Here is a 25,441-nt window from a genome sequence, read left to right as displayed (position 1 = left end):
AAAAGGAGGCAGAAATCACAAGTTGTTTAATTTTTAATTTTTAATTTTTAATTTTTAATTGCTCTCCCCCTGCTTCTAGCAGTCGCCGCGTTTCAGCAGCAGCAGCTTGCATTGCGCGTTCAGAATTCATCCGACCGGATAGGGCGGCGCTGAGATAACGCTGTAAAATATCTGAGGTCTGGGCATATTGCGCGATCGGCGGACGTAAAACGGCATTGTCCACAACTTCTAATAACTGCGGATAGTGTGGGTATTTAGCAACAATCTCTGGGTCTGTAAACAATTCTCGGCGACTAGGGACATAGCCTGCGGTCAAAATAAATCGGCGCTGTGCTTCTCGACTGGTAAAATATTGAATTGCTTTCCAAGCCTCTTCGGGATGTTTTGAGGATTTAGAAATCCCTAAACCCCAGCCCCCAAGACTTGCTGCTCCCGTCTGCCCAGGAGCGTGAACCATCGGTTTAATCGCAATTTTGCCCCGAATTGGCGAATTTTCTGCCTGGGCTAAAGGCCACGCATAAGGCCAACTGCGTAAAAATGCTACTTGACCACTTTGAAACAAGCGTCGGGTGTCTTCTTCTTGGTAGGTTGTCACTCCAGGAGGAGAAACGCCCTCCCTAACGGTACTACGTAGAAACTCAATGGCTCGTAATGTTTCTGGTCGATCTAGTCCAACTTCGAGGGTGTCGGCATTAACCCAGAAACCACCAAAGCCATCGAGGACTTCTGCAAACATCGCCACGAGTCCTTCATATTGGCGACCTTGCCAAACATAGCCCCAATTCACCTCGTCTTTCTTCTGCAAGACTTGGGAAATTCGGATCAAATCATCAAAGGTTTCTGGCGGTTTCAATCCTGCTTGTTTGATTAAATCTTCCCGGTAGTAGAGCATTCCCACGTCAGAACGCACTGGAATGCGGTACAGCTTGTCTTGGTAACGTCCTCCTTCTACATCCTGGGATGAAAATGCTGCCAACTCCTCTTTAGAAATGCGATCGCCTAAAGGTAGCAACCATCCAGCAGCAGCAAATTTGGATGTCCAGATGACATCCATATTGATCAGGTCATAAGGGGATTCACCCAAGATAAAAGATGAGGTATATAGGTCTTCGAGCAAATTTGTGGCATTCGGCCCTTCAACCAGGTTAATGCGAATACCTGGGTTCTCAGCCTCAAAGTCTCTAATTAAACCCTGCCTCCAAGGTTGGGCATCAGGGGCAGTCATTAACAGATTGAGGATAACTGGTTGCTGCGAGAATGCTACCCAACTGAACAGTATAATGCTCAAAAGAGTTGCTAGGAAAACCCCTATATGTAGATAACTTCGTTTTTGGATGAATTTTTGCAACTTGTTTATTGGCTTTCGGTACAACATTACCACTAGCGATCGCTAATAGTAATTATTAGGAAATAAAAACAGAAAATATTTGAAAAAAGATTATTTTATATTACTTTTTTATCAAAATGCGATGAATAATAAGCAAGCAAGTCAATAAACTTAACATCAAGCTGGCTTAAAAATAAGCAATTTGATTGTAAACAAGAGTAACATTTTGCTAACAAACCGTAAATAGACTGTATCCATTTCAGGAAGAAACTGTTTAATCAGACAGTTAAATGCTACTGCTATAGATGTAAATTAATTTCTTTTTCGCAACCTTCTAAAGATAGATTTAGCTAGAAGAAGAGGGAGCAATGCAAATAGATTGGTGTTGGCACAGGTGAAAGTGCATGAGAAATCAAATGAAATAACGGCGATTCCAGAACTTTTAAAGGTATTAAGCTTCTCTGAAAATATTGTAATAATTGATACTATGAACTAGTAATTACACGATGACAATATTAATCTTCATCTAGAGATGGATAAATGGTGCAGGTACATCAAAAACTAAAAGTAAACTCCCAGCGAGCAATTGCTTTACCAAAAAAGTTGACGCAAATAGTGTTTTTGTAGTACAGTATATTACATAAAGATGAGTTAGATTAAAAAGGTTTCCTTACTAGTACAGTAAGTTGAGCTACTCCCAACCCTAAAAGGGGACGGGATAACACGCGCATACTGATGATGGTTAACAGTCATCAGTCAACAGTCAACAGTTAACAATTAACAGTTAACGGCGGCTGGGCGGCTATCCCGGACACCCCAAAAAGCAAGTGGGCTTCCCGCCGCCTTGGTGAAAATCAAATTACCATTTGTACACAATTAGTTAATATTACGAGAAAAGTTTTTCAAAATCTCATAATTAACACAAAATAAGTCGATTAACGCTGCATAACTAACAAATATGGATTTTGACTATTTTAGAAGCAATGAAGGCACTCCTACAAATAATACCCGCCAAAGCTTGCTTTCTAGCGGTTGGCGACCGTTTAACCGAGAATTAGACTGGGGGTTTTTGTGGCAACTTTTGTATAGTGACTCCCGTGAATTAACTCAAAAAAGTTTGAATTTAGCGAGTAATGTTGCTGATATTTTGGGACGAAATAATTATGCTTGGTGGGCTAATTTATTAAATGTTGTATCTGATAATACCCGCTACGAAGTTGAAAAATTTTGGAATTACATCACGCCAGATCCTCAATCACCAGATCATCGGTACAAAGATATTTTGAGTACGGAAACGCCCATTGTTCAATTTGTCAGTCGTAGTAGCATTCCCATTGATTATGTTCTTAATCGACTGCAAGAAATTACTGTACTGCGAGTTTTAGGTGTGTTGGGTAATCCTGACATTATTACTCAGTATTACTCAGAAAGAGATTTCTATTTTCCTATAGAGAAATTTGTTAGCTGGGAACGCTTAGACGTTATCAATACTGTTTATGCTTACTGGGCAAAGTATGACGTTTGGTTGCAAATTGATCCCTACGATCGCGGGCGACGACAATATACTTTAATGGCGAAAAATCTCGCGCCACTAATTAACAAAGCGACTTACGACTTAGCAGTTATGCTGAGTGGATATCAAAGTCGTGTAGGCAAAGTTCATAGTCAATTTTCTATTCGGACATTTCCCGCAGACATCCAAAATTTTACTGATTCTGTACAACAAGCGATTCTGAATCAAAACCAGTTAGCGGTTGTTGTACATGGGCAACCAGGTACAGGTAAAACAGTGTGGACACAGGCAGTAGCAAAAGAAATTCTTGTACCTTTAGGGTATGTAATTTTTATTTTAGATCATGATGCGATCGCTAACTTTGTCCCACCGACTTACATAGAGCGTATTTGTATCGTTATTAACGAAGCTGATAATCTCGCGCAAAATCGTGCTTCCGAGGTAGCGCAATATAATAACAAAACCGAACACATTCTCAGTTTACTGGATGGCACTTTGTATCAGAGTGTAATTGATGAGTCTGGTATTCAGATGCAGCAACGGTTAGTTGTCTTGATGACTTGTAACACTACTGAGAGATTAGATCCAGCCATGTTACGTAAGGGCAGGGTGGATTTAATATATGAGTTTACGCAACTATTTGTATGAAGGAGGCAGGAAGAATACTACTTTTCTTGTTAACTACACTACTCCCAACTCGCCACTCCCGCTCGGCGGAAGCCTACTACCGATCTCAGTCGTAGTTTACATGAAAATTGCTGTAAATCTACTTTCACCAGAGTTTTACCTGTTTTTGCGATCCAAGCTGATGCTCTTTGCGCCAAGCTTGGGGAGGTAAACCATGATGTTGGCGAAACTGGCGGGAGAAATGAGACACATCTTGATAGCCCAATGCTTTCGCTATCTTCTCAACTGTCTGATTATTATTTTGGAGTAAAAAACGAGCGCCCGCCATCCGGCGTTTGACAATCCAGCAGTTTACAGTCTCTCCTGTCTGCCTTGCTACTCGGTTAGTTAAGTAAGCAGGTGAGTAACCAACAGCAAGAGCCACATCACACAAAGTAATTCCTTGATGATAATGGGCTTCGATAAAGTCGAAAACTTCTTTTAATTGGGGAATGCAGGGAAAGATTGACTTAGAAGGAATGTTGGCTTCTCTATCAGGGGCTTCTGTACCAGAGGTTTTTTCAATAGCAACGGCAACACCTCCAGCGATCGCGGTAGTATTATCTGCAAATACTGATTTTGGAGCTTTATCGAATTTCATAGCGCACCAGTATTGGAGAGTAGCTTGCTTTTGCAAGCGAGTAGCGATCGCTCTGAGCAATTCGTCTAGTGTGGAGGGTTTGGTGAGATAGTCATCTGCTCCCAATTCCATAGCTTTGCGAACATCTGCTTTGGTACTACTACCAGTCAGAAAAATGAAGGGAATAATTGCTGTCAAAGGATCTTGGCGTAACGTAGTTAAAACGCTATAACCATCCATATCTGGCATCGTGATATCGCAAATCACTAAGTCGGGTATACGCTCTTGTGCTTGTTGGATACCAGCAAGACCGTTGTTAGCACCTATCGTAGCAAAACCTTTAGCCTCAAGACCCTTTAAGTAAAGATTGCGGGTAACGTTATCATCTTCAATGACGAGAATTTTCTTTGACGATTCATGCATCATTTTGTCTTCCCATAACTTTTTGTAGAAGCTGCTTACTAGACTCTTTGATGAGTCTGTAAATAGGCAGGAGATTCATTACTTAGTTCCGAGAGTTATGATTGTTAAGTTATCAATTAATAACTATCTTCATTTCAACATTCATAACTCGGAACTACTAAACTCTGATTTGATTAATGGCAACATCACAGTAAACGTAGTGCCCACATCAACTTGGCTTTCTACAGAGACTTGACCGTGATGTAAATCTACAAGGGTTTTAAGAATTGATAGTCCTAGTCCAGTACCAGGGATACTATCAATATTACTACCACGGTAAAATGGCTCAAATATTCGTTGTTGATCTAGTACTGAAATACCGATCCCCCTGTCTTTGACTTGAAAAACTACTTTCTCATTTTTGCAAGAAAGTTTAAAATCAATTGCAATGTGGGAGGGAGAATACTTTATTGCATTATCGAGCAAATTCTTCAAAATCGGCTCCAACAGTTTTTTATCTATACAGGCTATTAAGGAGTTATCTTGACTTACAAAATTAATCGATATTTGCCTAACGCTCATCTGCATTTGTGCAACTAAATCCTTACAGAACTCAACTAACTCAAATGGTTTTGGCTCACAGTTTATTTTTGCTGCTTCTGCCTTAGAGAAGAACAAAATATCATCTAGCATTTGACTCAATTGTTCGGTAGCTTTTTCAATGTGATCCAGTAGTGGTTGGATTTTCTTCTGTGTACGTTTATCTACTTCTTCCTTTAGTAAACTATTAGAAAATGAAACAATATTCAGCGGTGTACGGAATTGATGGCAAACCATAGAAAGAAAACGTGCTCTAAGTTCGCTAAGTTGTTTTGCTTGTTCTAAAGCTTGGTTAAGACCTAATTCTGCATATTTGTAATCGGTAATATCAATGCCTGCAATCATTTCTACTGGTTTGCCACCAAAATCCATTACTCCATCCAGCATTACAACCGCACAAGCTAGCCAGCGCTCCGTGCCGTTTTTTGTCAGAATATTCATCTCCTGGTATTCAAACTTAGCTGCTTCACTCTGCTGACGTATCTGCCTGCGTTTTTTGCTCTTAATCAGTCGGCGAAGATCAAAGCCAGTTAGCAGTTCCTCTTTTGTGTAGCCAGTAAGTTGCTCTACTGCTGGATTTATGTAGCAAAGCCGCGTGCCTTGAATCAGAAAAGTGCTGGCATCTGTCGTTTCTGCTAAAGTCCGAAATCTAGCTGCATTCAGCCGTAATGCTTCTTCAGTCTGTTTAGATTCAGTAATGTCCCAAATACTCCAGACTCTACCAATAATTGTGCCCTCCAACAAGTGAGGCTTAGAGTAGTGTGCAAAAACTCTCCCATCTTTCAACTCCAGAATGTCGTAGCTCTCGAAATCAGATTGGCTAGACACTTCCCAAATCAGCCGACTAAAGGCTTGTGGGTCTTTAAGTTGGTTCTCAAAAAAGGCTTTGCATCGAGGACATTTCTTAGATAAGATTAGGGACTCTGGGATCTGCCACATATCCATAAACTTCTGATTCAAGCTCAGAATATCTCCCTCAAAGTTAACTGCAACAATACCAATGGCAGTAGATTCGAGAGTAGAACGAAGTAAAGAAAGAGATTTTTCTAGTTCTACTTCTTTTGCCTTGAGTTGAGAAAATTCTTGTTGTAAATTATCTTTGGCATCCCTTAATTCATCAGTCCACTTTTGCACGCTCAATTCTACTATTTGATCACTTATTTCACGAGCAAAGGCACAGCCAAATTCCATATCTTGTTGTTTTACATAGCTAATGGATATTTCTACCAGAAATATCCTGCCTCCTTTTGTCCGGTAGCGAGATTTAAAAGTAAGGGAATCTTGTGAGCTAATATCTGACCAATTGTGTAGAGAAAAATCTACGTCTATATCATGCAGCCTCATGGAAAGTAATTCCTCACGGGAATACTCAGTCATTCGGCAAGTGGCATCGTTGACGTAGAGAAACTGCGCGTTTGATCCTAAGCAGAAGGCAGCATCTACAGCGTGATTTATGAGGAAGTGAGCAAATTTCATCTCTACTTCAGGTTGTAGCGCCCATTGATTGTTCGATCTAGCTAATGTATAATCGCCAGAATTCATATTCATAATTCCTCCTGGTAATCAATCATCACCATAGCCATTAATGAGTTAATAGTCATAACTTACTAAAATCTTTGGCGCACTGTTCGGCTGTTGAAAAATAAAATTAGTTAGTAAATTAAAAAATATTACTAATCACCTTAACAAAACTTATCATACCAATAAAGAGCAAATTATTAAACCAAATTTTCCTAAAAAAACTAAATATTTAAAATTTATTTATTATTGACTTAAGCAGCTTTTTATAGCTACACGAAATTTAGACTAATCAAATCCAAATTAGTCAATCAATCTTATTAGATAAGAGTTCAAAACTCTTATCTATAAGTAGAAAAGATATTTTACATTTAAACTAGCCCTGCACCAGAGCAAAGTAATAGTTCAACAACCTAAAATTGCCAGGCTTTTACTGGCAAAGGTTAAAGGAGAAAATTTTTTCTCCTTTAGCCTTTTTCTCAGCAAGGGCTTTGGCGAACTACTGGTGTAGAGTCGTTTGATTCTCAACATAAATTAATTTTCAGTGCTGGGCTTGACTTAAATGAATAAATTTTACTCATCAATTTATTTTCTTAATTTATCTTAACTTACTCTCTCAGGGATTTAACTATAGATGAATATGCTTAGTCATCCGTCCTAAGAAATACATCTGTATTATAGGCACTACGGTTCTTTTTAAGTACGAATCTATAAGTTTTTGGCTTATATATAACATTTTCCTGGAGAATATACTTAAGTAAAATTAGATTATGCGTCAAAAATAATTAATTTTGTTAAATCATTACGTGCTGAATCTTTCGTCATCTCTCAAAGGAAAGATAAAATTTGAACTAACTATGTATTTATCGTTACAAATAATTGACTCAATCAGTTTTTGGTGGCAATATAAAGACCGCCAAAGAGTTGTAGTTCGGCTGTAGTTTAGCTGATGCTTTAATTTAGATAATTTGTGACGGCGAGTTTAAGAGTCAAGAATCAATAATCAAGCTTTTTTTAGACTGTTGACTCCTTCAGGGTAACGCTAAATCACTCGTCCTACTTACTCACGAAAGATGCTCCCATCTCATTAATATAGGGAGCTTTTGGAGTTCCCTCCCCGTGGTAGCAAGTGGCGTGGGTTTGGCGGTCTAGGTTTCAGGTTTTCAATGCGTAAGTCCTACCTTAAAGCTTGCTATGCAAAGCATATCAAAGAGAAAACAGCCACTCGCTCATGGAAAGCCACTTGCAAGAAAAGCAAAAAAATTGACAATCAGATCAAAAGATTTTCTATTGTAAATTTGGCGATTTGACTTATCAGCGATCGCAGCATACCAATCTTTCAGAATGACTAAATTAGAAATATCGCAATCACGATACAAGCGAAAGAATTAACACCTTCATCAAAAGATTTTTCATTGCAGATACCTTTTTATCATAGTAATCATCACAAGTTAAGAACCTCTCCAGGTAGTTCAATAAGTAAATCAGCGTTATTAAAGTTAACTAAATGAAGTTTTGTAAAGTTTATGAGAAGTGCTTGTATTAAGCTTTAGTTGCTCATTTGTATACTTTTAGATGATTTAGTTTTCCCCACCAACCGACTTAAGCCTGTAATTCTCACAGTAAAAGCGAAAAATTTGACACCCCCATCAAAGGATTTTTGATTGCACAACCATCTTCATCTCCTTTATTCTGGTCACAAGAAGCACAGTCTTGATTGCTGTATGCTTTTGGTAAAAATTTTTGGTAGTGCGCTCACAAGCATCAATCAGCAGCGATTAACCGTTTCTACAATCGACCAGGCTAGGTCATAGCTGTAAAAGCAACAGAGTCGCCCGTATAAAATATTGCGATTGCTGTGATTGTAAACTGAAAGCTTTTGTATAACTTTATGTAATTACGTGAAACCATGAGTCAAAACTATACTGGTTCAAACTCTCCTCTAATCACCACTGAGCCATACAGGGAATTTCCAGCAAACAGATATGTAGAATCAGTGTCTGACGTTTCGCGTCAGCTTGATGAATCGGAGAATAACGGGGGAATTCAGCCATTTTTAAACGACGAAACACCCCCAACGCTCTCAGTTGCCGATGCGATCGCTCAAATGTTGGTAAATTTGGGAGTAAACTACGCTTTTGGTGTCGCAGGTGGAGCAATGGCCAGCCTTTGGGGTGCGCTATCCAATAGCAGCATCGAGGTATTGAACTTCCGCCATGAAGCCGGAGCAGCATTTGCAGCAACCGAAGCTTACTTTGCCAATAGTCGTCCTGCTGTCGTTTTTACCACAGCAGGACCGGGGATCACTAACGCTCTCACCGGATTATTTGCGGCTCGTGGTGAAGGTGCAAAAGTGATTTTGCTGTCGGCTTGCACCTCAGCACCGCAGCGTGGACGTTGGGCAATTCAAGAAACCAGCACTTACACATTGCCCAGTGGAGGAATTTTTACCCCAGGAGCGTTATTCAACTATGCAATCACCATTGAATCTGCGGCTCAACTACCGCAGATTTTCCGCAAACTTGCTTTGGCTATGGCGCAACCAGGCGGATTTGTTGCCCATTTGAGTATTCCCACCGCAGTGCAGACAAGTTTAGTTGAGAATATATCCTTGCCTCAACTAGATGTTACTCCGTTTCCGATGACTGCTTCAAAAGAAGCGATCGCAAAATCTGTAGAGTTATTATCATCTGGCCCCTTTGCTATCTGGGTTGGTTTCGGTGCGCGTGACGCAGCAGAGGAAATCCTTGAACTCGCTGAAAAAACCGGAGCAGCCGTCATGTGTTCACCCCGTGGTAAAGGTATCTTCCCTGAAGATCATCCCCAGTTTGTCGGTGTTACAGGTTTAGGTGGTCATGCTTCCGTCTTAACTTATATGGAACAGCAACCTCCACTACGCACACTCGTATTAGGAACCCGCCTTGGTGAACCGACTTCCTTCTGGAGTTCGGTGCTAGTTCCAAAAGGAGGTTTTGTCCATGTAGATATTGACCCGGAAGTGCCAGGTGTAGCCTATCAACACGTTGAAACTTTCGGAGTTCGGTCTGACATCAAAGCTTTTGTGGAAGAGTTGTTGCAGCAATTACCAGATGCACCTGATTCCACAACTTTGCCGCTACCTCGTCCAGAACACAAAGCAATTGAACCTGCTTCAGACGTAGATTATCCAGTGCGGCCAGAAGTATTGATGGCAGCAATTCAAAAGATAATTGTTGAAGATACCGATGCGGTAATAATGGCAGAGTGTGGTAACTCGTTTACCTGGTCAACTCATCTACTCCAATTTTCCGAAGCCAATCGTTACCGAGTCAGCACCGGAGTCGGCGCAATGGGTCACGCCGTCACAGGAGTATTGGGTGCAGCGCTGGCGAACAATAGCAAGGCTGTAGGGATTGTCGGCGATGGAGCAATGCTGATGAATAACGAAATCAGCACAGCCGTGAAATATAAAATTCCCGCCATCTGGATTGTACTCAACGATGCGCGTTACAACATGTGCCATCAAGGGATGAAAATCTTGGGATTAAAGGGCGCAGATGCAACACTTCCACCCACAAACTTCGCCATGATTGCTCGTGGTATGGGAGCAGAAGCGATCGTAGTCGTCAGAGAATCAGATATCGAAGCAGCATTAGAACAAGCGATCGCATCAACTGTTCCTTTTCTCATTGATGTAGTGATTGACGCTGATCGACCAGCACCCTCTGGTGGACGGAATAAAAGTTTGGCTGCACAAGGAGTTAAATCAAGTCCGGCTCAAAATTCAGCCAAGCAAGTTTCATTTCCAATGGTTTGATTTTAAAAGCTGGCAATCTCATTCAATTGTTATAGACACTAAGACACTCCAAGAAAGCGGAATTTACAACGCAGTTTGGATTAGTCCATTCAGCAAAAGATCAAGGATGATTTAGAAGCGGTAAAAACTTTATTCCAGTCAAAAACTACACCCAAAAAAACTTGGATTTCAAATTTTTGACTTTTGAACCCTAAGTTTCTTCTTAATTCCATCTAATCTTAATATTCGAGAGTAGTTTTGTGTCTATAACTTTACATTTTGTAATGGTAATTACTTTCTCTAACCAATCCCAAACAATATCGAGAGGTCAAGATGCTGCTATTTGAAACTGTTAGAGAAATGGGTCACGAACAAGTTCTCTTTTGTCATGGTAAAAATCCCGAAATTAAGGCAATTATTGCTATCCATGACACGACTTTGGGCCCAGCGATGGGAGCTACAAGAATCTTGCCTTATGTCAACGAAGAAGCTGCTTTAAAAGATGCGCTTCGTTTGAGTCGAGGGATGACCTATAAAGCTGCCTGTGCAAACATTCCGGCTGGTGGCGGAAAGGCAGTTATTATTGCTAATCCTGAAAATAAAACAGATGATCTGTTGAGAGCTTATGGACGTTTTGTTGATAGTCTGAATGGACGTTTTATTACCGGACAAGATGTTAATATTACTCCTGACGATGTACGCACAATCAGTCAAGAAACTAAACATGTTGTTGGGGTATCAGAAAAATCTGGTGGGCCTGCTCCCATAACATCATTAGGAGTTTTTCTCGGAATTAAAGCTGCTGTAGAGTCTCGTTGGCAGAGCAAAAGACTTGATGGCATGAAAGTTGCAGTTCAAGGCTTAGGAAATGTCGGTAAAAACCTCTGCCGTCACTTACACGAGCATGATGTCAAGCTTTTTGTTAGCGATGTAGATCCAGCCAAAACGGAAGAAGCAAAACGGCTTTTTGGCGCAACTGTTGTAGAGCCAACCGAAATTTACGCTCTTGATGTAGATATATTTTCTCCTTGTGCTTTAGGAGGAATTCTTAATAGTCATACAATTCCTTTTCTACAAGCCTCTATTATTGCTGGTGCAGCTAATAATCAATTGGAGAATGAGCAACTCCATAGCCAAATGCTTACCAAAAAAGGAATTCTTTATAGCCCTGATTATGTAATTAATGCCGGAGGGCTAATCAATGTTTACAACGAAATGATTGGTTATGACGAAGAAAAAGCTTTCAAGCAAGTGCATAACATTTATGACACCCTATTAGCAATTTTTGATATTGCCAAACAGCAGGGAGTTACTACCAACGATGCTGCCAAACGATTGGCAGAAGACCGGATTCAGAATGGGAAACTAAGCAAGACTAAAGCGATCGCAGCTTAATTGTTATTAACTTAAGGAGTAAAAAGTGGAAAAGAATACCTTTGCAACATCAGCTTACATTGCTACTTCACCAGAGAGCGCCTTTAACTACCTTTGTAGTTTAAAGAACTTGGACGAATGGACGCTTTATAGCCGGATGAAGGAGCAAATTGACGAAGATACCTGGCTCGGAACTGCATCTGGTTATCACAAAAATCTCTATTATCATGTTAAAAAACTAGAAAACCCGCTTTTCTACGGCATTGAGTGGCACTGTGGTTTAGAGTATCAGAAATATTTTCAGGTTTACCCTGTTTTGCTGTTTCCTACCGACTACATTGAGCCGGGAACAGATGAGAAAGGTGTGTACTTTCACTGGTTGAGCTTTGTCGATCCGAAACGGCAGACTCAGATGATTATGCAGGGAATTCATACAGTCCACACTTCCGAATGTCGTTCTCTCAAAGGTAATTTGGAACGGAAGGCTGGTCTTACCGCAGCAGCAAAAGGTAGCCACTTTATCGATACAGATACCATTTATGTTGATGCCCCTATTGAAATCGGCATTGAATACTTAAAGGATTTACAAAACATAGATGAGTGGGCACATTTACTACGAACAAATGGTGATATTACATCTGAGTCAGGTGAATTCAAAGATGAATATGACCAGAAGGTAAAAGTTTCTGTACGAGTTCATAGTCTAAGTAAATACTACTTGCTTGAACAAGAACACTTTTATCCAGATTACGAATATTATCAGCGTTCTGTAGCGTTACTTATCCCAACTGCTTATGCTTTTGCTGATCCCGAAGCTTCTGGTTTTATCTTGCATAGAATCACATTCTGGAAAACAGATGGAACTGTAACCCACGGCAAACTTCAGATTGAAGACTTTGGGGCTGAGAGCATGAACATTAAACGTTTGCTCGAAGCCAAAGCTGGCAATCTCAAATCATTTGATCGGGGAATGAGCTATTTGCCAAAAAATCAAGAACCACTAGTCACTAGTCATTAGTCATTGGTCATTGGTCATTGATTATTAGTCAACTAACAAAGGACAATAGGCAATGGACAAATGACAAAGGACATACCATGAAACTCAAACAACTTACTATTACTTGCCTCACCTTTTGTGTCACCGCTTTTTCTGGAATGAAAGCTGCCTCAGCTGCATCATTTTCGGTAATCGCTGATGGTCTATATAATGCCGGTGGTCTGAGCTTTGGCCCTGATGGTAATCTCTATGTTACAGAGGCGGGAATAGGGGGAAGTGGAGCTTGTGTTCCACCAGCAAGTGGTCAAGGCGATGCTTTATGCTATGGCACAAGTGGCGCAGTTACCAAAATTGAGAATGGTAAGACCGAGCGGATACTTACAGGACTTCCTTCCTTAGCATTACCAAATGGTACTGGAGCCGGTGGCCCTCGTGATATCCAATTTGATGCTAAAGGTAAACCTTATGTTCTGATTGGGTATGGGGCTAATCCAGTCTTTCGCGATCGCAATTTAGGTTACACTGACCTCGGTAAAATCATCGCTCCAGACTTTAATACCAATTCCTGGACGAGTGTTGCTGATATAGCTAACTATGAACTCGCCAACAATCCCGATGGTGGTGATGTCAGTAGCAATCCCTTGGGTTTTGTAATAGATGGGAATAATTTAGTTGCGGTTGATGCAGGTGCAAACACCTTACTAAGTGTTAATACTGAAAACAATAATGTGCAGGCGATAGTTGCGTTTCCCCAAGACATATTGACTAATCCAGTCTTTCCACCTTCAGGCACTCCACCCACTGAACCGTCACAGGTGCCATCTCAAGGTGAACCACCGCGAGCGCAGTTTGCAGCTCAAGCAGTCCCCTCAAGTGTGGCAAAAGGGCTTGATGGTGCTTATTATGTCAGCCAATTTACAGGTTTTCCCTTTCCTGAAGGTGGGGCAAAAATCTATCGAGTTGGCGCTGATGGCAAGCCATCAGTCTTCGCCGATGGTTTTACCCAACTCACAGACTTGGAATTTGATACTGAGGGCAATTTGTATGCTTTGCAGTACGCCAATCAGTCAGCCTGGAAGGGTAATTTTGATGGTTCTGTAATCAAAATAGCTACCGATGGGACACGCACAACTCTTCTGAGTGGCAATGGATTAGAGTCGCCTAGCGCCCTAACTATTGGTTCTGACGGTGCAGTATATGTCACAAACCGAGGCGATCGCCCAGGACAAGGACAAGTTCTCAGAATTGAAAATACCAAATCTGTCCCTGAACCCGATTCTGCTTTAGGCGTATTTGCGATCGGCGTTTTGGGCATTGCTTGGCTGCACAAGAAGAGAGTGCTAACTCCTTCCTTGATAAAAGTTTCCACAAACAAATTATTTAATTCTCAATGTCTAAAGGTATGAAACTCAAGTCATTTGTTCTTACATCTGTAACATTTTGTTTTGCTGCTATTTGTGGAACACCATCTGTACAAGCTGCAACACTAACGACAATTGTCGATGGAATTAGTAATGCACGGGGTGTTAGCTTTGGCCCTGACGGAACACTTTACGTAGCAGAGCCAGGTATCGGAGGTAACGGAAATTGCCAACCATCTCCGAGTACGCTGTTTCAGCCTATCTGTGCTGGTAATAGTGGTTCACTGGTCAAAGTTACACCAGGTGGTGAGCCACAGCGCATCCTCACTAACTTTCAATCTATAGCAGAACAACCTAGTGGCAACCAAGGCGCTGGTATTCAAGACGTACAATTCGACTCTCAGGGGAATGCTTATCTTCTAACTGGGTTTGCTGGTTATCCCGGAAATCGCGATCTAGAATCACTTAACCTTGGTGCTAATTTCCCTATCCCAGAGCAGCAACTTGTTACTTTCCCGCCATCTACACCAGATAAAGTACTAAATACCCCGCTTTTAGCACAACTTTTCAAAGTTGACTTGGATACTGGGAAACTGGACAGTATTTTCGACTTCGGCAAGTATGAAATTACTAATAACCCAGACGGTGGGGATGTAGTTACCAATCCCTTTGATTTGACCGTTAGTGGTGATACTGCTTATGTGGTTGATGGGGGTGGAAACACCGCCTACAAAATCAAACTTGACGGAAGTGAGTCTGAGGCAATTGCAATTCCCAAGAAAGTCCTTAGTGCCTCAACATTACCACCCCTTCCACCAGGACAAGAACTACCTCCAGGGTTAGTAGAGGTACTTCCAGGAGGAAACATCGCAATTCAATCAGTACCGACAGGTGGCACAATTGGCCCCGATGGAGCCTTGTACGTTGCTGAATATTCAGGTTTTCCATATCCAGAAGGTGAATCGCGGATCTTCCGCATCGGCGAAGATGGCAACCCAGAGGTTTTTCTGGATGGGTTTACACAAATCACTGACTTAACCTTTGATGAACAAGGAAATTTACTAGTCTTGCAGTTCGGCGACGAGTCTCAGTTACAGGGTGACTTGCGGTTCCTTCCCGGTTCTTTGATCCAAGTTGCTCCAGATTTGACTCGCACAACGCTGGTTGCTGCCGGTGAAGGGCTGGAATCGTCTGCTGGAATAGATATTGGCCCTGACGGAAATATATACATCACCAAGCGCGGTGTTGGCCCAGAACTTGGGTCGGTTGTTCGGGTAGATGGTGTCGTTAGAGAAAGAGTCCCCGAACCTACTTCAATATTTGGCTTATTAGCACTTGCTAGTGTAGGTGCAACTGCTGCGATCGGCAAGCGCAAACGTCAAGAAAAGTTGGGTGAAGAGTTGCTAGCCAAAGCAGAGACAGTCTAATTCCTCCTCATTACCTAGCTCAGTCAGTCAGGTCATGGTTACAGAATAGGCTGCTGCCTCACACAGAAAGTTGCATTTCAAACAAGAGGCAGCAGCCCGAATTTTAGGGTTCCCAAACTGGGACTGGGAACGAAATTAGTCTAGGAAAGAGTATAACTCATACAACCAGGACTTCAAACTCATGGGATTAGTCAAAAATTTGTCACTTGCTATTCTCGGTACCGGATTCACCGTGTTGGCAACAGCGGCCCAAGCCAAGGCTGTAACATTAACTTACGACAGAAGTATTGGTAGCCCCGGCTTCGGCCCTGGAGAACTGTTTGTACCCCAAGGTATAACGGTAGATGGCTCCGGGAATACCCTCATAAGTAATGGTCGCGGTCTTAATCCAGACGGCACTTTTAACCCAAATATTGGTAACAAGGTTGAAGTATTCGACCCTCAAGGTAATTATATTGGAGCGATCGGCGAGGGCGGCAAAGGGCCTGGACAATTCGACGAGCCATCAGCCTTAGAAATCGACCCAGATACAGGAAATCTGTATGTAGGTGATGTGTTCAACAACCGCGTTAATGTCTACAATCCTCAAGGTAACTTTATTAACTCATTTGGTGAGTTTGGCGGTCTCATAGAGGGTAGAGCTTTCTTTGGCCCATCTGGTGTGACATTTGACAAAGCAGGCAATGTGTATATAGGTGATTTTAGCGGCGACAAAATCAATAAATACACAAAGGACGGCGAACTAATTGGTAGTATTGGTAGCTCTGGCACTGAACCTGGACAGTTTCAAGGGCCAGCAGGTTTAAGAATTTCCCCGGTTAGTGGCAATTTCTTCGTCAGTGACCAGTTTAACAACCGTGTTCAGGTTCTTGATCCTGAAGGTAATTCTCTGTTGACATTTGGCAAACAAGGCACTGGAGACGGAGAGTTTAATCAGCCAATTGGTATTGAAGTAGATGAGTTTGAGAATATTTATGTGGCTGATTCTATCAATAGCCGCGTTCAAGTATTCGATAAAAACGGTAATTTCTTGACGGCATTTGGTCAAGCTGCCGCAGCAGCACCACCCCAACTAGGTCAGCCACCCTTTGGTGACCCCCTCGACCTCACACCAGGCGTATTTAACTGGACGGCTGGCACAAGCTACAAAGATGGCAAGCTTTATGTGGGTGATTTCTTTCAAGGTCGCGTCCAAGTGTTAAACGTAGAGGGCAGAAAGCAAGTGCCGGAACCTAATTCAGCATTAGGTTTAGCATTGCTTGGACTTGGGGCTGCTACTATCACATTGCGGAAACGTGGGCAACAAAAGTCGGTCTTCGGTTTACAGAAGGAACTGCAAAATAATTCGTAATTCGTAATTAAAAAGTTTCTTAGGGTGCGTTATGCCCTTGGCTAGCGCACCATCTCAATAAATTCGGTGGCGTACTCTCGGCGGTAATACACCTATGAAAATTTTAGGTTATTAAATCCGGAACTAGGGATATAAAAACTGGATAACACAATAAAGCCAACATGATCAAGGTGCTTTCAGGACATTAAGAGTTCATGCAAATTCTGATTTATTCATACAACTATCATCCAGAACCAATTGGTATTGCACCTTTGATGACTGAACTAGCAGAAGGGCTGGTGAAGCGAGGGCACCAAGTGCGGGTAATAACAGGTATGCCTAACTATCCTCAGCGTCAGATTTACGACGGGTATCGAGGTAAGTTATACGTTACTGAACAAAAAAATGGTGTGACCATTCAGCGTAGTTACCTGCGGATTAAGTCTAAACCTAACCTTGTAGATAGACTACTGCTAGAGTTGAGCTTTGTTTTTACAAGTTTGCCACAAGCGCTCAAGGGTGAGCGACCTGATGTAATTCTTTTAACAGTGCCGCCGTTACTAGTTTGTTTACCTGCAATCTTAATAGGTTGGCTATACAACTGCCCAGTAGTGCTGAATGTGCAAGATATCCTTCCTGAAGCTGCCGTGCGTGTTGGGCTAATTAAAAATAAGTTGATGATTCAAGCTCTGGAAGCTTTAGAGAAATTTGCCTACCGAACTGCACATACCATTAGCGTGATTGCCGATGGTTTTGTAGATAATTTAATAAATAAAAGTGTACCTGCTAATAAAATTGCCTGCATTCCAAATTGGGTAAATCTAAATTTTATCCGCCCTTTACCGAAGGAGAATAACTCCTGGAGAGCTACCCATCAACTCAATGGTAAATTTGTAGTGCTTTATTCAGGTAATATTGCTCTGACGCAAGGTTTGGAGACAGTAATAGAAGCAGCATCTCAGTTGCGTCATATCAATGATATTGTCTTTGCGATCGCAGGTGAATCCCAAGCCCTCGAAAGGTTGCAAAAACATTGTCTTGCTTGTGGCGCAGATAACGTTTTGCTGCTACCGTTGCAACCGCGAGAAAAACTACCGCAAATGTTAGCAGGCGCAGATGTCGGGTTGATTGTTCAAAAAAGCAATGTAATTTCCTTCAACATGCCTTCTAAAATACCACTGCTGTTAGCTAGTGGTCGCCCAATTGTGGGTTCAGTTCCCGCCGCTGGTACTGCTGCTAAAGCTATCAAAGAAAGTGGTGGCGGTATTATCGTTGAGCCAGAGTCAGCAGATGCTTTGACTGCGGCGGTGTTGGATTTATATAATCAGCCGGAATTAGCAGCACAATTAGGACGCAAAGGAAGAAAGTTTGCCGTAGAAAATTATTCCTTTGAGCAAGCGCTAGATCGGTATGAAGAACTATTTTCTGATGTGATTGCCAAAGAAGCAACAACTTTGGATATCTTGCCCGAATTGAGTTCTAAGGAATCACTTGTTGATATTTGAAAATTGGAAGAAAAATGCCTTTGAAATCCTCTTATTCTGATCAGCTTAAAAAAACCGACGAAAGCTTGATCGCCCTACTGAGCGATCGCATATCATTATTAGCAGCATCAGAACAACCTTCTTTAGATGAACAACTGGCTGATGTCGCTCCTTTACTCGCTCAAGCTGGTATTCCTGAGTCGGTTTGGGCAGGTGTAATAAATAGTTGTCATGCTAGTCTGATTCCTAAATCTGCAATAAATCATGTCAGTCCCCGACAAGTTACCATCATCGGTGGACGCGGTAGGATGGGAAGATTATTTAAAGAGCAGCTTTCGCTAGTAGGTCACAATGTTAGCATTCTCGAACATGAAGATTGGGAGTATGCAGAGCAACTATTAAGTCAAGCAGAATTAGTATTAGTCAGCGTTCCCATTGAACATACAGTTGATGTTATCAAGCGTACAGCTAAATACCTTGCCCCAAATACAGCTTTGTGTGACATCACGAGTATAAAGACTCAGCCAACTCAAGCAATGCTCGAATACCATTCCGGCCCAGTCATGGGTTTACATCCAATGTTTGGGCCAAATATCAAATCGTTTTTGGGACAAAAGGTGGTAGTATGTCCAGGCAGAAATGATAATTCATTTCAATGGCTATTAGACTTGATCAAAAGTATAGGGGGAGAGTTAATTGTTTGCACGCCTGAAGAACACGATCAAATGATGGTAATTATTCAAGCAACACAGCATTTCTGTAGATTTAGCTTGGGCGTTTTCTTAGCACAAGCAAGAGTTGATATAGAGCAGAGTTTAACAATGTCAACTCCTAACTACCGCCAAGAAATTGACATTGTTAAACGTTTGTTTTCTCAAAATTCTAACTTATGTGTGGATATTATGCTAGCTACAGAAGAAAGGTGTGATGCAATTAGCTTTTTAGCTAATACTTACAGCCGATTGGCAAAACTGGTAGTGGGGAAAGATAGAGACGCATTAATTCAAGAATTTGAAAATACTCAAAGATTTTTTGAACAAAAAATTAACACTTTTCTACAACCTTTAAATACAACAGTCCAACGAGATTTTAAACCACAGATGCACATAAATATTAGCCTTTGAAGAACAAAAACTATGCTGATAGACATTTTTCACGATCCCGTTTGCCCCTGGTGCAGAATAGGAAAAAAGCATTTATTTGATGCACTGGCACAATGGCCAGAAAAAGAAGTAGATATCCGCTGGCATCCCTTTATTCTCGATAATACTGTTCCTGCTGACGGGTACGAATTTCGCAGTTTTATGCTAGATAGAAAAGGCCTCAAAGCGGAAGAATTACAATATCTGTTTGATTCTACGCAATATGCAGGTGAGGCGGCTGGAGTCAAGCTAGATTTTGAAAAAATCCGTTTGGCTGTCAATACTAAGCTTTCGCACCGTCTGATTGCACTCGCACCCGCAAAGGTAAAAAACGATGTCGTAGAAGCCATTTATAAAGCTTACTTTGAAGACGGTTTGAACATTGGAGATATTGATGTTCTTGTTGCCATAGGTAGATATTACCAAATGGATTCTAGGGAACTACGACTACAATTGAGTGATGATGCTGCGGTTAAAGCCTTTGTGGCTGAATCAATATTTGCTCGGCCGCATGGTATCAATAGTGTGCCATTCTTCATCATCAATAATAAAGTCAAGATAAATGGTTCTCATTCGGTAGAAATGTTCCTTCAAGCTTTTAATCGTGCCGCACTTATAGATATATCAGCAAAAATATGGTAGTTGACATTAAGCAAAAAAGTAGATTCAGTCTGCAACCAATTCATCAGCGTGTTTCGGTTACTTTCAACTATGAAGTTTACTTCACCCAAAATTTATTTGAGTTGAAAAACCCTACCTTAGCCCAAGTGATTTCAGGGGATGAGGAGACAAAGCCGAAGAAAGTATTAGCAGTAATAGACGCAGGAATATTGCAGCATCAACCGGAATTGGTGAAGCAATTAGTAGCGTATACCAAGTTTTATGCAGAGATACTAGCGATCGCAGCTGAACCGATGATAATTTCAGGAGGAGAAGCTGCCAAAAACGATCGCACTTTAGTAGATCAAATCCAGCAGCAGATTGAAGCAGCCGGATTATGTCGCCACTCCTACATATTAGCGATCGGGGGCGGGGCTATATTGGATTTGGTAGGATATGCTGCTGCAACTGCTCACCGGGGAATTCGCCTGATTCGGATTCCGACAACAGTGTTAGCACAAAATGATTCCGGCGTTGGCGTAAAAAACGGCATCAACGCCTTTGGTAAAAAGAACTTTCTCGGCACATTTGCGCCACCTTATGCAGTTATCAATGATTCTGCCTTTTTGACAACTCTAGACGATCGCGATTGGCGTTCTGGGATTGCAGAAGCCGTCAAAGTGGCGTTAATTAAGGATGCTAACTTTTTTGATTTTATCCACTCTCACAGCGCAGCCCTGGCGCGGCGAGACATGGACACCATGCAACAAGTTATTTATCGTTGCGCCCAGTTGCATTTAGAACATATTGCCAATAGCGGCGATCCTTTTGAAATGGGTTCGTCTCGTCCCCTGGATTTTGGACATTGGGCGGCTCATAAACTAGAGCATTTGACAAATTATCGCTTGCGTCATGGCGAAGCAGTTGCGATTGGTATTGCTTTGGATAGCACCTATTCTTATTTATTAGGATTGCTTGATTGTTCAGAGTGGCAACAGATATTAAATACTTTATCAGCGTTGGGTTTTACGTTGTATGTGCCAGAACTAGCTGAGAAGTTATCACAACCGGAACATCCTGATTGTCTGTTCCGGGGTTTAACCGAGTTCCGCGAACACTTGGGTGGAGAATTGACTTTAACGCTTTTACAACGCATTGGAAAAGCAATTGAAGTTCACAAGGTGGATTTGTTATTGTACAGGCAAGCAATATCGCTGTTGCGCGAGTTTTAAATGCATAGGCGCTTCTCTACGAGACGCTACGCGTAGCTTGCTTCCACGAAGTGGTACGCCTTCCCGCAGGGTAGAAACACTGAGGTTTGATGCGAGACAATTTTTCACTACTAACTTGTGAGATTATCTACTACCTTTGAGGGAGGCGAATAATTGCAAACAGTACTGTCAGAAAATGTACCAAAAAAGCAGTATAAAAAGCGAATAAATTGACACCTAATCGAAAAATTATTCAATGTATTATTTGCTTGATATCTAGTATTCTTAAATAAGAAGCGAAAAGTTTTTCATTACATCTTTATAAACGAGTCTACAGATTTAGATAATTTGAATTAACTTGACATAGAGTTATCTAGATTTGTTTTTAATTTGAAGATAGTTATAAATAATGATTAATGGCTCTTGACTAATAAATATTTCAGAGAAATTTCCCATGATTTTTGATTCCCGTTCCTACAAAACCTCTGGCGGTGTAAGTGTTTCTCGCTCCATCACCGAAGTGAAGATGGACATTGCCCTGGAAGATATTCTGTTTCGCTTAAATTCTCAGCGTGGAGGTTTGCTAAGGAGCAGCTATGAATATCCAGGCAGATATAAGAGATGGGCGATCGGATTTGTCAATCCACCATTGGAATTGACTACACAGGGAAATGCTTTTACTTTGATAGCGTTGAATGAACGCGGTGAAGTTCTTTTACCATTACTCTTAGAGCAGCTATCTCAGTCAGAACAACTTGAGAAAATTAGCCAAGACGAGAAGCATCTTGTCGGCTTTATTAAACCTGCAAAAAAACTATTTGCTGAAGAAGAACGCAGTAAACAACCTTCAGCTTTTACTGTTATTCGGGAAATTCTATATACTTTTTCTAGTCAAGAAGACGAGCATTTAGGATTGTATGGGGCATTTGGTTATGACTTAGTTTTTCAGTTTGAACCAATTAACCAACGCCTAGAACGTCCTAAGGATCAGCGGGATTTAGTGCTTTATCTGCCTGATGAATTGATAGTTGTTGACTACTATCAGCAACGCGCATTTCGTCTAGAATATGAATTTGAAACAGTGCATGGCAGCACTAATAATCTTCCTCGAACAGGTGAGTCTGTAGACTATCGCGGAAAACATCTTCTCCCAAATCAAACTGCTGACCATAAAGTAGGCGAGTATGCCAAAAAAGTTGAGGGTGCGCTCGATTATTTCCGCCGAGGCGATTTATTTGAAGTGGTTCCTAGTCAAAACTTTTTTGAAAGCTATGAAGACCAACCCAGTAAACTATTTAACACCTTAAAGGAAATAAATCCTAGCCCTTATGGATTTATTTTTAATTTAGGTGGAGAATATTTGATTGGCGCATCTCCCGAAATGTTTGTGCGGGTTGAAGGTAGGCGGGTAGAAACTTGTCCAATTAGTGGGACTATTAGCCGGGGACAAGATGCTCTTGACGATGCTGTGCAAATTCGTCAGTTACTCAACTCACACAAAGATGAAGCTGAGTTGACCATGTGTACTGATGTCGATCGCAATGACAAATCCCGAATTTGCGAACCTGGTTCAGTACAAGTGATTGGTCGTCGCCAAATTGAATTATACAGCCACCTGATTCATACAGTGGATCATGTTGAGGGGACACTGCGATCGCAATTTGATGCCTTAGATGCCTTTCTTTCGCATACATGGGCGGTTACAGTCACCGGCGCACCCAAAAAAGCCGCAATAGATTTTATTGAACAGCATGAACGTAGCGCCCGCCGTTGGTATGGTGGAGCAGTCGGTTATTTAAATTTCAATGGCAATTTAAATACTGGATTAATTCTGCGGACAATCCGATTAAAAGACTGCATCGCCGAAGTGCGAGTTGGTGCTACAGTCCTTTATGACTCCATACCCCAAGCAGAAGAACAAGAAACAATTACCAAAGCTGCTGCTTTATTTGAAACAATTCGCCGTGTTAAGCAAACGAGTCAGAAAATTGATGAATCCAGTTCCATAAAATCAACTAAAATCCTCCCAAGTGCGGCAACTGGCAAACGCATCTTACTAATAGACTATGAAGACTCATTTGTTCATACCTTAGCCAATTACATTCGCCAAACTGGTGCAAGCGTCACCACACTGCGTCATGGTTTCTCAGAATCGCTATTCGATACAGAACGCCCTGACTTAGTTGTTTTATCTCCTGGCCCTGGTAGACCAAGTGATTTTCGGGTTCCCCAGACAGTCGGTGCCCTTCTTCATCGCAAAATTCCGATTTTCGGAGTTTGTCTGGGACTGCAAGGCATCGTTGAAGCTTTTGATGGACAATTGGGAGTTCTCAACTATCCCCAACATGGTAAATCCTCACGAATTTTCGTCACTGATTCTAATTCTGTGACCTTCAAAAACTTACCACAATCTTTTCCAGTGGGTAGATATCACTCATTGTTTGCCCTACCGCAATATTTGCCAAAAGAACTGAAGGTAACAGCAATTTCTGATGACGACGTAATTATGGGCATTGAACATCAGACACTTCCCATCGCCGCCGTTCAGTTTCATCCAGAATCAATCATGACTCTAGCGGGAGAAGTCGGTCTGGAAATCATTAAAAATGTGGTGCGTGCATATACAACCAAAGAGTCATTAGTCATTGGTCATTAGTTAAGAGTTGTCTTGTTCCCATGCAGAGCATGGGAACAAGATCCTTGGGGCTACCGCCTCATACCAGTTAATGAGTGTTTTTAGTCGTATTAGGCAGGCAGAGCCTGCACAGAATGCATTCCCAGATGGAATCTGGGAACGAGAATCAACGACAATCACAAGAATGCGAGAATAATTAGTTATTTCCCCATTTCCTGGCACTCCCCACTCCCCCAAGCATTTTATGACTAACCAAGTTACCACTTCCCGCCATATTCTTGAAGACATTGTGTTGCATAAAAGGCAAGAAGTTGCACAAATGCAGCAAGAAATGCCTTTATCCTCCTTGCGACAACAGTTAAATACAGCCCCGACTGTGCGAAATTTCTTGGCTGCTTTGCAAGAAAATTCCAGCCAACCTAGCTTAATTGCCGAGGTAAAAAAGGCATCACCTAGCCGTGGGGTTATCCGCGCAGATTTTGATCCAGTAGCTGTTGCTCAAGCTTACGAACGAGGTGGTGCAGCTTGTCTATCAGTCCTCACTGATCATAAGTTTTTTCAGGGCAGTTTTGATAATCTGCGGGCTGTGCGTCAGCAAGTAGCATTACCCCTACTGTGCAAGGAGTTTATCATTAACTCTTATCAAATTTATTTAGCACGGACAGCAGGCGCAGATGCAGTGTTGTTGATTGCCGCCATTTTATCAGATCAAGAACTCCAAGACTTTTTGCGAGTGATTCATGATTTGGGCATGACTGCGCTAGTAGAAGTTCATACCTTGGCTGAACTGGATCGAGTGCTAAAGCTTGAGGATTTACATTTAGTAGGAATCAACAATCGCAATTTAGAAGATTTTACCCTTGATTTAGGAACAACACAGCAACTCTTAGCAGAGCGTCAACAACAATTACAAAGTTTGGATATCACTGTCGTCAGCGAGTCTGGACTGTATACACCTGCTGATTTATCTCTTGTCGCTGAAGCTGGTGCGCGTGCGGTTTTAGTAGGAGAGTCTTTAGTTAAACAAAGCGATATAGAACAAGCTGTACGCAGTCTTTTGAGTGCTGAGTGCTGAGGTAAACCTAAAAAATGAAGCTCTGATACTCATTCACGAGTATCAAAGACTCGTTCACGAGTATCAAAGACTCATTCACGAGTATCAAAGACTCGTTAGCGGAGATCAAAGACTCGTTCACCAGTATCAAAGACTCGTTAACGGAGATCAAAGACTCGTTCACGAGTATCAAAGACTCGTTAGCGGAGATAAAAGACTCGTTCACGAGTATCAAAGACTCGTTAACGGAGTTAAAAGACTCGTTAACGAGTATCAAAGACTCGACGACAAAAATCTAGCGTGGATATCGCTAATTACTAAGTGTTGATTATTCCAGAACTATTAACCAATCATTAACTATTTTTCAGTATGACTTCTATCTCCGACTCCTTTAAAACTTTACGCGTTAGCAAAGCTCCTGTGCAGGAGGCTCGCCAACAGTGTG

General features: G+C 41.6%; 16 protein-coding genes and 1 pseudogene. 14 read left to right on the top strand and 3 right to left on the bottom strand.

The genetic code is table 11. The annotated features are described in order from the left end of the window. Positions 1 to 40: 40 nt before the first annotated feature. Positions 41 to 1,375: an ABC transporter substrate-binding protein gene (locus tag ACEYW6_RS15065; protein ID WP_412980344.1), complete on the bottom strand. Its 1,335-nt coding sequence runs from the start codon at positions 1,373 to 1,375 to the stop codon at positions 41 to 43. Positions 1,376 to 1,691: 316 nt separating this feature from the next. Between ACEYW6_RS15065 and ACEYW6_RS15060 the strand changes: the two are divergent. Next, positions 1,692 to 1,817: pseudogene (locus ACEYW6_RS15060) on the top strand (ISAs1 family transposase); the annotation flags it as partial. A gap of 468 nt (positions 1,818 to 2,285) precedes the next feature. Continuing rightward, a complete protein-coding gene (locus ACEYW6_RS15055; protein WP_412980343.1) occupies positions 2,286 to 3,488 on the top strand; it encodes an AAA family ATPase in 1,203 nt (400 codons plus the stop codon). Positions 3,489 to 3,612: 124 nt separating this feature from the next. On the opposite strand, the gene ACEYW6_RS15050 is transcribed toward ACEYW6_RS15055, so the two are convergent. Next, positions 3,613 to 4,512, bottom strand: a complete 900-nt coding sequence (locus ACEYW6_RS15050) for a response regulator (protein ID WP_412980342.1) — start codon at positions 4,510 to 4,512, stop codon at positions 3,613 to 3,615. A gap of 138 nt (positions 4,513 to 4,650) precedes the next feature. Further along, complete coding sequence (locus ACEYW6_RS15045; RefSeq protein WP_412980341.1) at positions 4,651 to 6,636, bottom strand: scytonemin biosynthesis sensor histidine kinase; 1,986 nt, start codon at positions 6,634 to 6,636, stop codon at positions 4,651 to 4,653. Positions 6,637 to 8,515: 1,879 nt separating this feature from the next. Here ACEYW6_RS15045 and scyA point away from each other — a divergent pair. The 12 genes from scyA (at position 8,516) to trpC (ending at position 25,017) form a co-directional block, all read left to right on the top strand. After that, the gene (gene scyA, locus ACEYW6_RS15040) at positions 8,516 to 10,402 is read left to right on the top strand and encodes a scytonemin biosynthesis protein ScyA (protein ID WP_412980340.1); all 1,887 of its coding nucleotides are present in this window, start codon (positions 8,516 to 8,518) and stop codon (positions 10,400 to 10,402) included. A gap of 312 nt (positions 10,403 to 10,714) precedes the next feature. Further along, positions 10,715 to 11,776 carry a tryptophan dehydrogenase ScyB gene (scyB, locus tag ACEYW6_RS15035; protein ID WP_412980339.1) on the top strand — a complete coding sequence of 354 codons (1,062 nt, stop codon included), beginning with the start codon at positions 10,715 to 10,717 and terminating at the stop codon, positions 11,774 to 11,776. A gap of 25 nt (positions 11,777 to 11,801) precedes the next feature. Further along, entirely contained in the window at positions 11,802 to 12,773 is a 972-nt protein-coding gene (gene scyC, locus ACEYW6_RS15030) for a scytonemin biosynthesis cyclase/decarboxylase ScyC (protein WP_412980338.1), read from the top strand. Between the two features lie 77 nt (positions 12,774 to 12,850). After that, entirely contained in the window at positions 12,851 to 14,158 is a 1,308-nt protein-coding gene (locus ACEYW6_RS15025; protein WP_412980337.1) for a ScyD/ScyE family protein, read from the top strand. Continuing rightward, positions 14,155 to 15,540, top strand: coding sequence for a ScyD/ScyE family protein (locus ACEYW6_RS15020; protein WP_412980336.1), 1,386 nt, complete (start codon positions 14,155 to 14,157; stop codon positions 15,538 to 15,540). The genes ACEYW6_RS15025 and ACEYW6_RS15020 overlap by 4 nt, the downstream gene beginning before the upstream one ends. Before the next feature lie 181 nt (positions 15,541 to 15,721). Then, positions 15,722 to 16,891 carry a scytonemin biosynthesis PEP-CTERM protein ScyF gene (gene scyF, locus ACEYW6_RS15015; RefSeq protein WP_412980335.1) on the top strand — a complete coding sequence of 390 codons (1,170 nt, stop codon included), beginning with the start codon at positions 15,722 to 15,724 and terminating at the stop codon, positions 16,889 to 16,891. A 194-nt stretch (positions 16,892 to 17,085) separates the two neighbouring features. Further along, positions 17,086 to 18,375 (top strand): glycosyltransferase family 4 protein, encoded by a 1,290-nt coding sequence (locus ACEYW6_RS15010; protein WP_412980334.1) that lies wholly within the window; start codon positions 17,086 to 17,088, stop codon positions 18,373 to 18,375. A gap of 14 nt (positions 18,376 to 18,389) precedes the next feature. Continuing rightward, complete coding sequence (gene tyrA / locus ACEYW6_RS15005; RefSeq protein ID WP_412980333.1) at positions 18,390 to 19,478, top strand: bifunctional chorismate mutase/prephenate dehydrogenase; 1,089 nt, start codon at positions 18,390 to 18,392, stop codon at positions 19,476 to 19,478. Between the two features lie 12 nt (positions 19,479 to 19,490). Then, positions 19,491 to 20,138 (top strand): DsbA family oxidoreductase, encoded by a 648-nt coding sequence (locus ACEYW6_RS15000; protein WP_412980332.1) that lies wholly within the window; start codon positions 19,491 to 19,493, stop codon positions 20,136 to 20,138. Beyond that, the gene (locus ACEYW6_RS14995; protein WP_412980331.1) at positions 20,132 to 21,328 is read left to right on the top strand and encodes a 3-dehydroquinate synthase; all 1,197 of its coding nucleotides are present in this window, start codon (positions 20,132 to 20,134) and stop codon (positions 21,326 to 21,328) included. The genes ACEYW6_RS15000 and ACEYW6_RS14995 overlap by 7 nt, the downstream gene beginning before the upstream one ends. 433 nt (positions 21,329 to 21,761) lie before the next feature. Beyond that, complete coding sequence (locus tag ACEYW6_RS14990; protein WP_412980330.1) at positions 21,762 to 23,963, top strand: anthranilate synthase; 2,202 nt, start codon at positions 21,762 to 21,764, stop codon at positions 23,961 to 23,963. A 223-nt stretch (positions 23,964 to 24,186) separates the two neighbouring features. Beyond that, a complete protein-coding gene (gene trpC, locus ACEYW6_RS14985) occupies positions 24,187 to 25,017 on the top strand; it encodes an indole-3-glycerol phosphate synthase TrpC (RefSeq protein ID WP_412980329.1) in 831 nt (276 codons plus the stop codon). The last annotated feature ends 424 nt before the right edge of the window (positions 25,018 to 25,441 follow it).

This window comes from Nostoc sp. UIC 10607 (assembly GCF_047228265.1).
Taxonomy (GTDB): Bacteria; Cyanobacteriota; Cyanobacteriia; order Cyanobacteriales; family Nostocaceae; genus Nostoc; species Nostoc foliaceum_A.
Note: the sequence above shows the minus strand (reverse complement) of the source record. Positions and strands in the feature narration are given on the sequence as shown.